Annotated in this window: 14 protein-coding genes, 1 tRNA gene and 1 riboswitch; of the genes, 1 reads left to right on the top strand and 14 read right to left on the bottom strand. The window is 32.8% G+C overall.

Annotated features, from left to right (window positions below; genetic code table 11):
• Together LRR82_RS07505 and LRR82_RS07510 are read right to left on the bottom strand one after the other, a co-directional pair.
• Positions 1-822, bottom strand: a complete 822-nt coding sequence (locus LRR82_RS07505; protein ID WP_451923544.1) for an undecaprenyl-diphosphate phosphatase — start codon at positions 820-822, stop codon at positions 1-3.
• An 88-nt stretch (positions 823-910) separates the two neighbouring features.
• Positions 911-1,309 (bottom strand): hypothetical protein, encoded by a 399-nt coding sequence (locus LRR82_RS07510; protein WP_249028815.1) that lies wholly within the window; start codon positions 1,307-1,309, stop codon positions 911-913.
• Between the two features lie 42 nt (positions 1,310-1,351).
• A riboswitch (SAM riboswitch) is annotated at positions 1,352-1,460 on the bottom strand.
• A gap of 102 nt (positions 1,461-1,562) precedes the next feature.
• On the opposite strand from LRR82_RS07510, the gene LRR82_RS07515 reads away from it, so the two are divergent.
• Positions 1,563-1,637, top strand: a tRNA-Arg gene (locus LRR82_RS07515).
• A 394-nt stretch (positions 1,638-2,031) separates the two neighbouring features.
• Here LRR82_RS07515 and LRR82_RS07520 read toward each other — a convergent pair.
• From LRR82_RS07520 to LRR82_RS07570, 12 genes are all read right to left on the bottom strand, one after another.
• Positions 2,032-3,375 (bottom strand): RNA-binding domain-containing protein, encoded by a 1,344-nt coding sequence (locus LRR82_RS07520; RefSeq protein WP_249028816.1) that lies wholly within the window; start codon positions 3,373-3,375, stop codon positions 2,032-2,034.
• Positions 3,376-4,012: 637 nt separating this feature from the next.
• On the bottom strand, positions 4,013-4,249 hold the full coding sequence (locus tag LRR82_RS10970; protein WP_399201167.1) for a DDE-type integrase/transposase/recombinase: 237 nt from the start codon (positions 4,247-4,249) through the stop codon (positions 4,013-4,015).
• A 72-nt stretch (positions 4,250-4,321) separates the two neighbouring features.
• Positions 4,322-4,435, bottom strand: coding sequence for a type II toxin-antitoxin system RelE/ParE family toxin (locus tag LRR82_RS10975; protein WP_249028817.1), 114 nt, complete (start codon positions 4,433-4,435; stop codon positions 4,322-4,324).
• Between the two features lie 193 nt (positions 4,436-4,628).
• The gene (locus tag LRR82_RS07530) at positions 4,629-4,931 is read right to left on the bottom strand and encodes a type II toxin-antitoxin system RelB/DinJ family antitoxin (protein ID WP_249028818.1); all 303 of its coding nucleotides are present in this window, start codon (positions 4,929-4,931) and stop codon (positions 4,629-4,631) included.
• A 46-nt stretch (positions 4,932-4,977) separates the two neighbouring features.
• Positions 4,978-5,127, bottom strand: a complete 150-nt coding sequence (locus LRR82_RS07535) for a CBS domain-containing protein (protein WP_249028819.1) — start codon at positions 5,125-5,127, stop codon at positions 4,978-4,980.
• 84 nt (positions 5,128-5,211) lie between these two features.
• Positions 5,212-5,805: a magnesium transporter MgtE N-terminal domain-containing protein gene (locus LRR82_RS07540; protein WP_249028820.1), complete on the bottom strand. Its 594-nt coding sequence runs from the start codon at positions 5,803-5,805 to the stop codon at positions 5,212-5,214.
• 31 nt (positions 5,806-5,836) lie between these two features.
• On the bottom strand, positions 5,837-7,678 hold the full coding sequence (locus LRR82_RS07545) for an ABC transporter ATP-binding protein (protein ID WP_249028821.1): 1,842 nt from the start codon (positions 7,676-7,678) through the stop codon (positions 5,837-5,839).
• Positions 7,671-9,425 (bottom strand): ABC transporter ATP-binding protein, encoded by a 1,755-nt coding sequence (locus tag LRR82_RS07550; protein WP_249028822.1) that lies wholly within the window; start codon positions 9,423-9,425, stop codon positions 7,671-7,673. The genes LRR82_RS07545 and LRR82_RS07550 overlap by 8 nt, the downstream gene beginning before the upstream one ends.
• Positions 9,409-10,797, bottom strand: coding sequence for an MATE family efflux transporter (locus tag LRR82_RS07555; protein WP_249028823.1), 1,389 nt, complete (start codon positions 10,795-10,797; stop codon positions 9,409-9,411). The genes LRR82_RS07550 and LRR82_RS07555 overlap by 17 nt, the downstream gene beginning before the upstream one ends.
• A 20-nt stretch (positions 10,798-10,817) precedes the next feature.
• Positions 10,818-11,234: a MarR family winged helix-turn-helix transcriptional regulator gene (locus LRR82_RS07560; protein WP_249028824.1), complete on the bottom strand. Its 417-nt coding sequence runs from the start codon at positions 11,232-11,234 to the stop codon at positions 10,818-10,820.
• Between the two features lie 229 nt (positions 11,235-11,463).
• Positions 11,464-12,162, bottom strand: coding sequence for an AAA family ATPase (locus LRR82_RS07565; RefSeq protein ID WP_249028825.1), 699 nt, complete (start codon positions 12,160-12,162; stop codon positions 11,464-11,466).
• 121 nt (positions 12,163-12,283) lie between these two features.
• Entirely contained in the window at positions 12,284-14,572 is a 2,289-nt protein-coding gene (locus tag LRR82_RS07570) for an NAD(P)/FAD-dependent oxidoreductase (RefSeq protein WP_249028826.1), read from the bottom strand.
• Positions 14,573-14,828 lie beyond the last annotated feature (256 nt).

Here is a 14,828-nt window from a genome sequence, read left to right on the forward strand (position 1 = left end):
TTACAAGAAGAAATATCCTAAAACCATAAGTCCTAATACAATACGATACCACCCAAAAACAGTAAAATCATTCTTCTTAATATATTGCATTAAAAACTTAATTGCTACAATCGAAACAACAAAAGCTACAACCATCCCTAATACTAAAGTCATGATTTCTGCACTTGTAAATACGAACCCAAACTTTAACATCTTTAATAAGCTAGCTCCAAACATAACGGGTATTGCTAGAAAGAAAGTGAACTCTGCTGCAACTGTTCTACTCATTCCTATTAAGATCCCACCTAATATCGTAGCTCCAGATCTAGAAGTACCTGGAATTAACGCTAATAATTGGAATATTCCAATAAAGAAAGCTAATTTATAAGTAACATCTTTTAATTCTGTTACTTGTGGTTGTTTGTTTTTATTTCTTTTTTCAACAATAATAAATAAAATACCATAAATAATTAATGTACAAGCAACTGTAAATGGATTATAAAACATAGCATCAATAATATCATCAAATAAAATACCTATAATAGCAGCAGGAACACAAGCTACTATAATCTTAAACCATAATGACATTGTGTCATAATCTATTAATATCTTTCCATGATTTTTCTTTAAAGGTAATAATTTCCAAAAGTATATTACTACAACAGCCATAATAGCTCCTAATTGAATCACTACTAAAAAGAACTCCATAAATGCATCACTAACATTTAATTTAATAAACTCATCTACTAAAATCATATGTCCTGTACTACTAATTGGTAACCATTCACTAATACCTTCTACAACACCTAAAAAGATTACTTTTAATATCTCTATCATTTCCATTATGATGTCCTCACTTTCACTTTTTCTAGTATATCATAGTCCTTTCAAAAAAAGAACTTTAATATCCATATTTAAAATACTCCTTCCATTATTTTTTCTTTTCAGGTTTTGACTTAAACTTTTCATGATTCATATACTTGTCATATTCTACGCACAAAGTAGAAGAATGATTCCCTTGATTAACAATGCAACCAAATCGCATATGACCTACATAACCAAGATAACCTATTTTATAATCTCTATATAAAGACATAATATCATCTGGTCGCCTATCACTTGCAAGTACACCATCTCCATAGCTAAAACTCTCTTTATCTAATTGCTTAATAAAATGCTCCTTTGTTTCTTTATCCTTCACATGAATATATACACTTCCATATACATCCACCAAGTTTTTAAGCGTCCTTACTTTAAGTCTTTCCTTTCTTTGTCTTTTTTGATTCTTTTCAAACTCCTTTTTCACTACCTTTTTAATTTCTTTTTTCATTCATCTTTTCTTCCTCCTTCTTGATTAGAGTAGAAAAAGAAAATCCCATCGTTACCGACAGGATTATACGTTCATTCATTCCTTAGCACCTTATTAAAAGCAGGTTGCTGTACGATCAATGGTCTTGTCCCTCACGTACTCTAGATAGTTTATATTTTAAATTATCATAAAACAGGTTACCCTTCAACATTATTGTTGCATTCATAGAAATTGCATGTCCATGCATCCTTATTTTATGCTATACTCTCCTTATACCCCTGTAGTTAAATGGATATAACAAGTCCCTCCTAAGGATTAGTTATCAGTTCGATTCTGGTCGGGGGTGCCAAGAAAGCTAGTGTTTAAGACAATTTTTGGTCTTAACACTCGATTTATAGATTTTGAAAACAATAAAGTCAGCAAACTTTTTATATAAGTTTTACTGACTTTTTTGTTACTCTTTTTGGTTAAATCCCAGCTAACAAAGCGAGTTCGAATTTTCTATTTTGGCTTACAAAATTCCATTCCAGCTAACAGGATTTTATATCGTTGCTATATCTTGCTAACAAAGAGTCTGGCTACTAGTTCAAATTTTGTCCTGCAGTAAGTGTTTTAATCATTAACTCAGGCAAATTAGGTGATTTATTAATAAGATTTAGCAACTCATTATTCTTATCAGTGAAATTAAACAAAAGAAAGCTAGAAACAGTTTCTAGCCTGTTTTTGTATTATATTATAAGCTATTAAAAATATTTAACTTTCATTTTATTACTACTAATTTCCTTTTTTGTATAAACTATAAATTTTCCAGATCCTATTTTAGTAATAAGATTTTTATCTAAAAGCCCCTTTAAATACTTGTTAGCCATTGTTTTTGATATACCAAGTAACTCTTCAACGTCTTTCCTAACTATGTTTTCACGCTTTTCAATAAACGCAATAATTTCATGCTCCTCTTTTTTAAGAAGAACATTATCATTTATCACTTTTCTTTCGGTAATTTCATTTGTATTAAATAGCGTTATTTTAAATGCATTATCACTTGTTTTTATCGATGGTTCTAGATTAGTATATTCATCATAACTTTCCATAATTTTTAAAATCCCTGTTCCATAAGCTTCGATTAGTTTTAATCTATAAAAAACATTTGCCAAATTTTTATTTCTGAGTATCGATACCCCTAAAAGCATATCATCTTTAGTAATACCACGTAATAACCCTCCTACTGTAACAATTTCGATACGGTTATCAAATATACTTATTAGTGTACTAGAACTAAATGAGTAGTCTCTATGAACTAATGCATTTAATAAAGCTTCTCTAATTGCTATTTGAGGATAATCATAGTTATCCACTCTTTTCAAACCATGTATTTCTGCTCTATTTCGATTATGTTTTCCGATAAACTCAAATGCATCATAAAGTTGCTTAAATAATGAACCGGTAAATTCTATTCTATCTTTAAATATCGCTTTGCTTTCTCCTTCAAAGACAGCAGCTTTTATAGTATGAACACATTGCTCTGATAACAATAAAGCAAGATTACTATAAAGTCCATCAATACCTAAAAGATTTAAAGATATCATTTGTTCTTTTAGAAATTTCAGATTTGCTTGATCAAATTCTTTTTTACAAAAATCAAAAGTTAAATCTTGATTTATTGAACGTAGTTCTTCATATTCATCACTTGATGTCTCTTTAATCATTTTTATAATTAAAGTTTCACTTGCTGGAACCGATGACGCTCCCTGCCTTATAAATATCCCCTCAGGTCTTATTCCTTTAGAACCAATATAATACGGTCTCATTGTTCCTCTTTGCACAGCAATCACAACGATATTTTTATTCTCTATCGTTTCTACTTGATAATCAATGAACATTGTTATATCAGGTTTTATTGTATCTCTAATCATATTGGTACATTTAAGAAATACATTATCAACATCATCTACCCCGAGTACAGATAAGTCATTACTGATTCCAATATAAATTTTACCTCCAGTTGTATTAGCAAATGCGATAACCGTTTTCTTAATTTCATCCGTATATTCTCTTTTATATTCTACGCTTTGATTTTCTAATTGCATAAATGCACCTCCCTTCTAATAGCATTCTATCACTGTTCGAACACCAATACAAGTGTTCGAACACAAAACAAGTGTTCAATAAGAGCTATAATAATTTTTTTATTTATACGAGTTGTTTTTCAACGCTTAATCATCTGTATATTCCATACATATTTGTCTTAACATTTATGCGCAAAATATACAATCTTAAGTTCGTCATAAATCTTCATACCGAATTCCTAAGGATTAGTTATCAGTTCGATTCTGGTCGGAGGGGGCCAAAAAATAATGCTGCTAGCCTAAAGATTTTCAGCTTTTTTGTTTACACACAACTCTTATCTAAGATAAATATGTTTTTAATATATATAAAACTTTGCTAAGAGGTAATTAACAAAGCAATAACATCACAAATTACTAGGAGTAAGTGGTAAATATGATTTATTTCATTACTTAAAACTTGCTGTGTTGCTACAATTTTTGATAAGATTTCTAATAGCTCAGGTCCATATCTTGCGTAGGAGTTTCTTTTACTTACTTTGATTCTTGCAAATAAGCTCCATTATAATATGCATCTACCAATCCGTGACATCGATTGCTCATGCCTTGTTTTTCTAATTGAGTTTTGAATACACTTCTTATGTACTGAAATTATCTGCCGTTATAATATATATAGACTTGCTTTTATTGCATTCATTAATGATTCATTAGTAAGTTCTATATGATTCTTTTGACTTACTGATAAACTAATACCACTTCTGTCATATAAATCTAAATACGAACTGATATAGACTTTCTCCTTGATCCCTGGATAAGCTATTTCCGTAATATCTGTACACCATACTTTATTAGGGTTTAATACTTCAAATTCTCGATTAAGTGTGTTTTCATCTATAATTTATAGCTCCTTTCTTGTTTTAGGGTATAAAAAAACACCTCCGAAGAAGGTGTTCGATTAAATGTTCTACTATTATTTTAATATAGTATCAAAATTTCTTTTACCATACAAAACACGAGCTATATTAACTTTGGTTGTTTCGTTATTTATTGTGTAAAAAATACAATAATTATCGACAGGCGTCATTCGTAAATGTTGCCATTTAGAATTATCATATACCCGGTGTCTTTCGAGCAATGAATCAAGGGATAATATACCTTGCTATAATCGTTCTATCAGTTTAATTGCAGTATCTGGTTCTAGTAAACTATATGCGATATACCGATAAATTGCATATATATATCTTCTTTTGCATCCTTAGAAACATCTACCGTATATATTATATCTCAAATTCCTTACGTAAATCTGAAAAAACTTTTTGTGCAGGTTCTACATCACCATTTTCAATACTAGTCAATCCTTTTTGAATTTCATTGATAAACTCAGCTTCACTCATTCTTCCCACATCTAAAGAGTGTGGTGGCATTTTTACTTCAAATGGTAAACCTCTTTGAAGAATAATCTGTTTATAAAACATATTTATTGCAGTTGATGCAGGTATTCCTAGTGTAGCTAAAATAGTTTCGGCTTGTTCTTTTACATCGGGTTCTATTCTTACATATAAATTTGCTGACTTTGCCATATAAAAAACTCCTTTCAAAGTTATATATATTTGTTATATGCAGTTGTCAGTACAATAGCAATACATCGATAATATCATCTACTGTGACAATTCCTAGCATTGATCCACGACGATTCACTACCCCTAACACCTTTAAATCATACTTAGAAACTAAGTTAGATGCTTGTTCCTGATCTTCTAGTAACGAAGTTATCACTCATGATTTGCTGTATGATTTGGCCATTCCCTGCCAAGAAAATATCTCGAAGATCCGCAGTTCCAATCAAATGATTTTTGTCATCTATAACAAAAATTGTTTCAATAACTTCCGTTTCTGGACCGATTTTTTGATTTTTTGTAAGGATTCAGCAATAGACAAAGTTCCCTTAAGAGCAATGTATTCAGTGGTCATAATACTTCCAACAGTATCATCTGGATATAATGGTAACTTTTGTAGTGTTTCCTTATCCTCTCTGCGAATAGACTTCAAAATTTCTTTTTGAACCCCAACGTGCAATTCCCCTAAAACATCTGCAATGTCATCATTGGACATGTTTTGAAATAAGGAGAGAATATCTGATACTGATAATGCCGTGACAATCGCATTTTGTAGAGGTGCTTCTGCCTTCTCCAATATTTTTGCCATGTGAATACAGTCAATTTTTTTATAAAACGCCAATAAGGACCCCTTATCAAACTTCTCCAAAGCTATTGCAATATCGATCAAATAAACGGAGTCGATGACCTGATGTAGAGACTGAACAGTACTAGTAAATAACAATTCCTGTATTTGATTTTCAGTACAAGACTCCCGCTCCTTTCGAGTTAAGACTTCGATTAAATTGGAAACTTCTTGTAATACAGAATCTGTGTTTTGATTTCCACAAGCATTCATTCGTTTCACCTCTTGTTATCAATTACATCAGTTAGTGCGTATCATCCGTTACTTCTTCAAATTGACTATTATAAAGTTCCGCATAGAATCCTTTTTGGTTTAAAAGTTTCTCATGGCTACCGCTTTCTATAATATTACCGTCTTTCATTACTAATATAATATCTGCATTTTTAATTGTAGACAGTCTGTGTGCAATGATAAAAGATGTTTTTCCTTGAGACAACTTATCCATTGCCTTACCGATTAATAACTCTGTTCTTGTATCAACGGAACTTGTAGCCTCGTCTAAAATTATTAATTCTGATTTCTTAACCATCGCACGTGCGATGGTAAGTAATTGCTTTTCTCCTGTTGATAAGGCAGCGTTACTCATAATGGTATGATATCCTTTTGGCATCGTTTTAATAGTATGATGAATTCCAACAGATTTACATGCCGCAATGATTTCATCTTCTGAAACATTTTGATTATATGCAATATTTTCCATAATAGTGCCATCAAACATCCATGTGTCTTGCAATACCATAGAAAACACATCGTGTAGACTCTCTCTCGTTATAGAGCGAATAGGAATGCCATCAATAGAAATCTCTCCGCTATTCACTTCATAAAAACGCATAAGCAGATTTACCATAGTTGTTTTTCCTGCACCTGTAGGTCCTACAATCGCCACTTTCTCTCCAGCTTTAATTTCTGCATTAAAATCAGTAATAATCATTTTATCTGGAGTGTATCCAAATGTTACATTTTTGAAGCTTACATCACCTTTAATATTTTTAATCTTTACTGCACCCTTTTCTTCTGGCGACAGTTCTTTCTCTTCAAGAAATTCAAATACACGCTCACTTGCTGCCGCTGCTGATTGCAATGTTGTCACCGATTGTGCTAGTGTTGCCAGTGGTTGTGTAAATAGACGAATATACACCATGAATGCTACGATTACACCGAACGTAATACTTCCATTTATTACAAGCAATGCTCCAACTATACATACAACTACATATGAGAAATCACCTGTGAAATTCATAATAGGCATCATCATCCCAGATAAAAATTGCGCTTTCCATGCTGACTGATATAATTTCTCATTCTTTTTATGGAAATGCTTTTCTACAAACGTTTCTTTATTATAGGCTTTTATAATGGAGTGCCCAGTGTAAGTTTCTTCGACATGACCATTTAAATCACCAAGTCTCATTTGTTGTTGTATAAAGTGTTTCTGAGATTTTGCTATAATGATAGCCATAAAAGAAAATCCAAATATGGTTGAAAGCAAACCAGAAATCCCCATAATCCAGTTTGTATATAACATAAGTAATAGTGCTCCACTAAAATTCAAAACGCCACTAACAATTGAGGACATACTTTGATTTAAACTAGTACCTATTGTATCAATATCATTTACGAAGCGACTGAGTGTATCCCCATATGAAGTTCCATCAAAATATGCAAGTGGTAAACGATTTATTTTACTTGTCATTTCAGTACGTAATTTTTTACAAATTTTTTGAGAAACAACTGCTAGAATACTTCCTTGAAGATATCCAAATACAAGGCTTAATCCATAGAGAATCGCCAAGAATGTACCAATACTTGCAACGGCCTCTAAATCCACACCTTCTGACATTCCTTCTAAAATCAGATTTGTAATCTTGGTCAATCTGCTTGGTCCCATAAGCGAGAAAACAGAAGATGTAATTGCTAAAACAATTGCAATCGCTACGAAAACTGTATATCGTCCACAATATGCAAATAATTTCTTTAGACTTCCTGTAAAATCTTTTGCCTTATCGCCAGGTCTTCCTCCAGGAGGACCTCCTGGTGGTCCTAAATTCACACCTGTATTTTGTGGTTTTGTCTCTTTGTTATGCATAATTTAATTCCTCCTTAGAGAGTTGCGATTCCGCAATTTCACGGTAAAGTGCATTTTCTGATAATAAATTTTTATGTGTTCCAATTCCTGCTACTCTACCTTGATCTATTACAACAATGACATCTGCATCTTTTACTGTGCTAATTCTTTGAGCAACAATTAACTTTGTCGAACCTTTTGTCTGTGTTCTAAGTTTTTCCCTAAGCATACGATCCGTTCTATAATCAAGTGCTGAGAAACAATCATCGAAAATATATATTTCCGCATCTTTATATAAGGCACGTGCAATAGAAACTCTCTGTTTTTGACCACCTGAAAGATTAAGTCCACCTTGAGATACACTTCCATCAAAACCGATTTGATCCACGAAATCTTTTGCCTGCGCTATTTCTACCGCTTTATTTAAGTTCTCATTTGATATGTTTTTTTCTATACCAAATGCAATATTAGAAGTAATATCTCCATTAAATAATACTGCTGTTTGAGAAACAAACCCTAGTTTTTCACGAAGTGCATGTTGTGTATATTCCTTGACATTAATGCCATCAATTAATATTTCACCCTCAGTCACTTCGTAATTACGTAAAATCAACTTAGTAATTGTACTTTTACCACTACCTGTAGCGCCAATAAATGCAGCAGTTTCCCCTCTATGGATACGAAATGATATATTTTCTAAAACGTTTTCTTCGCTTTCAGCATATGAAAATGATACATTTTTAAATTCAATTGCTACTGGAAAAGTAGGATCACCACTCGTCTTTGAACCATCTTTAATTTTGTTCTCGAAATTAATTACTTCATCTATACGAGAAAGTGCTACAAGTGTACGAGGTAACATCATAAAAATTGTGGTAAGGACCATAAATGATAATATGATCATCGTAGCATACGATGAAAATACAACCATATCTGAGAAAATAGTAAGTGCAGCCTCTGGGCTACCAGACTCACTGATTAAAGCAGCTCCTATCCAATAAACTGCAAGTGTAATTCCTGACATCAAACTTGACATGAATGGATTTAAAAATGCCATTGTAGCATTCACAAATGTATTTGTAGATGCCACCTCTTGATTTGTTTTTTCAAATTTTTCTTCATGATAACCTTCTGCATTATAAGCACGTACGACTCTAACACCGGTTAAATGTTCACGAACAACGGTGTTCAATCCATCAATAATCTTCTGTAATTTTCTTGACTTTGGTACAGACATTGCTAACAGAATTCCAATTACACACAAAAACATAATTACAGCCACAATGGCAATTAATGAAAATGATGGATTGTTTGTTGAAATTTTATTAATTGCAAATATACACATAAATGGTGCTCTAATTAATATTACAAATCCCATACACAATACCGTTTGAATCTGAGTAATATCATTTGTGGTACGAGTTATAAGACTTGCAATTGAGAAATTAGTGATATCTGCCATAGAAAATGAGTTCGTTTTAACATAAACATCTTCTCTCATCTTCATACATGCCTTTGTTGCTGCTTTTGCTGCACAAAAACCGGTTAAAATTGTAATAAATAAACTTAAGATTGAACAAAGTAACATATAGCCACCAACCATCAAGATCTCTGCCATTGTGCTACCTTCTGTTTGAACTAAGGTCGTAACCTCACTCATGAATTCGGGAATTTTTAAATCTAATATCACTTGAACGATTACAAATCCAACTGTTATGACTAAAAGACCCCATTCTCTCTTTGTAAAGCTTTTAAATACTCTGGACATTTTGTTCTCCTAACTCATTAGTATGATGTTTTTCTACTACTTTGTCTTTGCTACGTAATATTTTGTAAATATTCATACACAAGATAATTGTTAAAATAAGGGTCAAGACATCCGAAATTGGCTGTGCCCATAACAGGCCATCTATTCCCATGGTGTAATTCATAATCAAGATTAGTGGCAAGAAAATAATACCTTGACGGCACGCGTTTGCCACAAGCGAAGATTTTTCTGCACCCATTGCACCAAGCGCATTGGTCAATACGTTGAACACACCCAGTAAACAGCCCGTACTCAATAGGATTTGAGAGAAATAATATGCGTAGGCAAATGCTTCTTCATCGGCTAAAAATGCACCTACAATCTGAGTGAGTCCTACATAACAAAAACCGGTCATGACCACACCGAGGGCTAGACCAAACAGGAGTGAAAACTTCAGAATATCCAGAAATCTATCCCAGTCTTTAGCTCCTACACAAAAACCTAAAATTGGTTGAACCCCTTGACCGAGACCAACACATAGCATCCAACTAATCAAAATAATCTTCAAGGAAACACCAACACCTGCAACAGCAAGTTCCCCATAGTCTGACATGAGTAGATTGATTACTATTTGCGATACTGTCGTAAATATGATACCAAGAGAGGCTGGTATACCAATAGCAAGCACATTTCTACATACTTTTTCTTTCACCGTAAAATCTTTGAGTGAGATGCTTAATTTACTTTTTCTTTTTACAAAGAACAAAATATAATACAGTCCAGAGCAAATATTACCGATAGTTGTTGCGATTGCCGCACCAGGTACATTCATTCCTAACACCAAAATAAAAATTGGATCCAGCACAATATTTACAATATTCCCAATCAACATACCCATCATTGCTTTTTGTACATTTCCCTCTGCTCTTAGAATATTGGAAAAGCAAGTTTGCAGTATGATAAACGGACCACTCATGGCAAGAATAAAAATATACTGACTAACCATTTGCACGGTAGTGTCACTGGCGGCACCAAGTTTTACTGCAATATCGTCTGCGAATACGCATAAAAGTATCGAAACAAATATACCGACAATCACACTTGCCCCAAAAGCAAACGAAGCTACTTTATTAGCATACACTTTGTTATCAGCCCCCAACGCTCTAGAGATAACTGAAGCACCTCCCATGCCAAAAATGGTACCAATCGAAATAAATACCAAGAAAACAGGGGTTGCTAGAGATACAGATGTAACTTGAAGTGCATCTCCCGTTTGACCCACAAAAAATAGGTCGGCCATATTGTAGATGAGAACCATTATCATACCAAGAATTGCTGGGATTGTGTTTTTTAGCACATATTTTGGTACTGGTTCATTAGAATTTATGTTCATATTATTTCCTTTCCTAACAGTTAATCAATTATCTTATGCAATAATGCAAATAATGTTTCTGTTTCTTTCTCTGTAAACTTTTCAAATAGTTCTTCTTGAAGCTCATCCATGCATTCACCAGCAGCCTCTGTACAAGATTTACCACGTTCGGTTAACTCTAGTAATTTAATTCTTCTATCTGCTTCATTTGTAAATGTTCTCACAAATCCATGAGCTTCAAGACGTGCAATCATGCTTGCTGCGCTAGACTGAGCAACTTTAGCAACTGCTTCTATCTCTTTGTAAGATGCTTGGAATTCTTCTTTATGTCGCAAATATGCTAGTATATGACCTTGTGTTATGGTAAGATCTAAATCTTTTAATTTCACATTCCCTTTTTTCTCTATCTTCTCACTAATTTGTCTAAAACAATACAAAAAATGTTTTTCATATCTCATCACTTTTTCCTCCTCTAATCATTCATTTTTTATCAATAAACGAATGATAGCACATTTAACAGTATTCTGTCAATAGTATACTGTTGATAGAATACTGTTAAATATAACAAAAGAAAAGCAATCGGAAAATAAGGCTGAATTTGCCTATCTCCTGATTGCTCCTTTTTCTTTTATCTAATATCAATATGGTCATTTCTAAGATGCTTTATTATTAAAGTTCTATAGCTTTTTAAATAAGCTCCACAGCACCTTTTACACCAACTTTCGATATATCAATACATTGATTATAATTGCTCATATCTATCCATTCTTGATCTGTATAATGTTCATAATACTCTGAACGTTTTTTGTCAACACGTTGAATATTATTCTTCATTTCAACTTCTGTTTTAACCCCTACATCTTCCGGTACTTTATCATTTTTCAAAAAAGATGAAGTGTAATCCGCTAACATATCTTGACAATTTGCATGTAAGAATTCTGTAAAATTCATCGGATACATTGTCAAAAATTCCACCTTACCAACTGGAAAGGATAACGGTTTATTAAGAGCAATACTCAAAAGAGAACCAGCACATACTATATGATACGAAGGTGCATTTTCACAAAAATATTTAAGTGAAGTAATTGCACGACCACACTCCTGAACCTCATCAAAAACAATTAATGTATTGTTAGGTTTTATAGTTTTACCAACAAAAAGACCTAATTCAAATAAAATTCTTGTAGTATTAAAATCAATTTCAAAAATTGATTTTAAACTTTCATTTTCTTCAAAATTGATATAAACCATATCATTATAATATTCTTTACCAAATTCTTTTAATATAAATGTTTTTCCACATTGGCGAACACCCTTAACAATTAAAGGTTTTTTATTTTCATTATCTTTCCAATTTCGCAAAGATTCCATAATTGTTCTTTTCATAATAATCCTCCTAGCATTAGTATTGATTAAATTACTTTAATTACACTATTAAGATTAATATTGTCAATAAACACTGCATTTTAAGTATGAAAAACGCAATAAAGTATTGCGTTTTAGATACTTATAGTTTTCTTAACTCTTCATCACAAGCAATTAATACTTCTTCTGGTATTTCATCAGACATTTCTACCACTTTTGCAAGTGTCATTTTTTTAGCAAAACCAATCATAGGATGATTAATTAGAGCTTCTGTAAAATGTTTAATTAAGATTTCTCTTGCTTTTTCATTTGCCATTAATGCTCCAAGTTTTGTATCCTTGCTAAATCTTGGTTTTATAGTATCATCACTTTGTTGTGAATTTGATGTATTTGCGCTTACGCTTTCATCAGCTTCTATCACTGGTTTTACAAGTGATGAAGTGAATAATTTTTGTGATAAACTCACTGAATTAGTTTCATCTGCTTTTAAGTAATAAACAGCTTCATAAGCACTACGCACTGCATCTGCAATTCTACCTGCCTTGTTAGCATCACCTAAGATATATAAATTATTATCAAATTGATATTTAAATGAATCTATTAGTTTACTGTCTCCTCGTACCCCTAGCGATAGAACTACTGCTTGTGCGGCTATTTCCATTTGTCCATCATCACCATTTACAATAATTTTATCTTCTTTTATTTCACAAAGTTCAGTAGATGTTTTAACTTCTACTTGTAGTTCTTTTAGATGTTTTAGCACATCTACAACATTTGGTGATAAATCAGTACCGATACCACTACCACTTCCTGGAGCTACATCAAATTCTTTTTCTATCACAGTAACTTTATTTCCTTTTGTCGCAAGGAATTCAGCAACTTCTAATCCTGTTAATCCTGAACCTACTACAATAAATTCTTTATTTGTTATATTGAAATCATTTGTTAGTACATCATCTACCAAATATACATTTGGAAGATTAACACCACGGAAAGGTGGTTTGATTGGACTACCACCAGTTGCAACAAAAACAGCAGCAGGTGCCATTTTAGCAACATCAGTTGCACTTACTTCACTATTTAGTCGTACATCAACTTTTAATTTTTTCATTTCCAATGCCATACTATCGATAAGCCAACATAATTTCTCTTTATGAGGAGGTATTGATGCCATGAATACTTGACCCCCAAGTTTATCAGCTTTTTCAAATAAAACAGGTTTGAAATTTCTTTGCGCCAGGTTAATAGCTGCTTGCATACCAGCTGGACCACCACCAATAACAACAACACGTTTTCCATTACCATCTACTGGCATTTTCCCATATACAAGTTCAAATGAACAACGAGGATTAACAGCACATTTTATTGTTCTAGCACTACCAAGTTCTTCGGCACAATATAGACAAGATATACAAGGTCTAATATCTTCTGCTAGTCCTTTTTTTGACTTATTGCACCACTCAGGATCCGCTAATTGAGCTCTTCCTAGCGCTACAAAGTCTAGATTATCTTCTACTAATAACTTTTCTGCAAAAGCAGGTTTTCTAATAACATCACAAGCAATAACTGGAATGGATACAGCTTCTTTGATTGTTTTCCCTAAATGACGTTTCCATCCTTGATCATAAGAGATTGGTTCTGTTGATTCATTTGGTGCAGCATATCCACCCGCACTAACATTTATTGCATTAAAACCAACTTTTTCTAAATGCTTTGCAATTTCAACAGCATCATCCAAAGTCATCCCACCTTCAAAAAAGTCATCCCCATTAATTCGAATACAAACAGGGAAACTATCTCCACAAGCCATACGAATACCACGAATAATTTCTGTTGGGAATTGCATACGTTTTAGAAAGCTCCCACCATATTTATCAGTTCTTTGATTTGAGTATTCACACATAAATTGTTGAATAAGATACCCGTGTGCTCCATGTAATTCAACTCCATCAATACCAGCCATCTCACACATCTTAGCTGACATAACAAATTTACCTACAATTTCAGCAACTTCTTCTTCTGTAAGCTCTCTAGGTACTTCCGAGTTTGCTAAAGATTTGATAGCAGAAGGTCCAACAATTTGTTCCCCAGAAAACATTTCTTTTCCTTCTCTACCAGGGTGATGCAATTGACAAAATATTTTTGCTCCTTGACGATGAACAGCATTTGCAAGACGTTCAAGACCAGGAATCATCCCAGGAGCTGTTGCATTTAATTGGACAGGATGACCAACACCAGATCCATCTGCAACTCTTGTAATCTCTGTAATAATCAAACCACAACCACCAGCAGCACGTTCTTCATAATAACGTACAATTCGATCTGTGACTTCACCATTGATAGAGTTCAAGCCTGTTTCCATTGCCGGCATCACTACTCTATTTCTAATCTCTAAGTCACCTATTTTACCACTACTAAATAATTTCTTCATATATTTACCCTCCCTATACATGTATATATGATATTATCTTTGGCCTAATATTTATCCATTAAAAGTATATCATGTATAGTCTATACCGTAAATATAATGTACTGAAATACATCGAAAGATACAATACTATTTCTATCATCTGTTAACGAAATTTCATGTATATAACATCCTCGACTTTACTAATGATAATATCCTATTTTGGCCTGTATCAAGACTGGGGGACAAGTGATTAATAAGCAATCACCTTTGTTTCAAA

It is taken from the genome of Tannockella kyphosi (assembly GCF_021054785.1).
Classification (GTDB): Bacteria; Bacillota_I; Bacilli_A; order Erysipelotrichales; family Coprobacillaceae; genus Tannockella; species Tannockella kyphosi.

Excerpts from the sequence above, each read along its gene's own strand:
- LRR82_RS07570 (WP_249028826.1), bottom strand. The coding sequence starts at position 14,572 with ATGAAGAAATTATTTAGTAGTGGTAAAATAGGTGACTTAGAGATTAGA.
- LRR82_RS07540 (WP_249028820.1), bottom strand. The coding sequence starts at position 5,805 with ATGAATGCTTGTGGAAATCAAAACACAGATTCTGTATTACAAGAAGTT.
- LRR82_RS07510 (WP_249028815.1), bottom strand. The coding sequence starts at position 1,309 with ATGAAAAAAGAAATTAAAAAGGTAGTGAAAAAGGAGTTTGAAAAGAAT.
- LRR82_RS07545 (WP_249028821.1), bottom strand. The coding sequence starts at position 7,678 with ATGCATAACAAAGAGACAAAACCACAAAATACAGGTGTGAATTTAGGA.
- LRR82_RS07560 (WP_249028824.1), bottom strand. The coding sequence starts at position 11,234 with ATGAGATATGAAAAACATTTTTTGTATTGTTTTAGACAAATTAGTGAG.
- LRR82_RS07550 (WP_249028822.1), bottom strand. The coding sequence starts at position 9,425 with ATGTCCAGAGTATTTAAAAGCTTTACAAAGAGAGAATGGGGTCTTTTA.
- LRR82_RS10975 (WP_249028817.1), bottom strand. The coding sequence starts at position 4,435 with ATGACGCCTGTCGATAATTATTGTATTTTTTACACAATAAATAACGAA.
- LRR82_RS07555 (WP_249028823.1), bottom strand. The coding sequence starts at position 10,797 with ATGAACATAAATTCTAATGAACCAGTACCAAAATATGTGCTAAAAAAC.
- LRR82_RS07505 (WP_451923544.1), bottom strand. The coding sequence starts at position 822 with ATGGAAATGATAGAGATATTAAAAGTAATCTTTTTAGGTGTTGTAGAA.
- LRR82_RS07530 (WP_249028818.1), bottom strand. The coding sequence starts at position 4,931 with ATGGCAAAGTCAGCAAATTTATATGTAAGAATAGAACCCGATGTAAAA.
- LRR82_RS07565 (WP_249028825.1), bottom strand. The coding sequence starts at position 12,162 with ATGAAAAGAACAATTATGGAATCTTTGCGAAATTGGAAAGATAATGAA.
- LRR82_RS07520 (WP_249028816.1), bottom strand. The coding sequence starts at position 3,375 with ATGCAATTAGAAAATCAAAGCGTAGAATATAAAAGAGAATATACGGAT.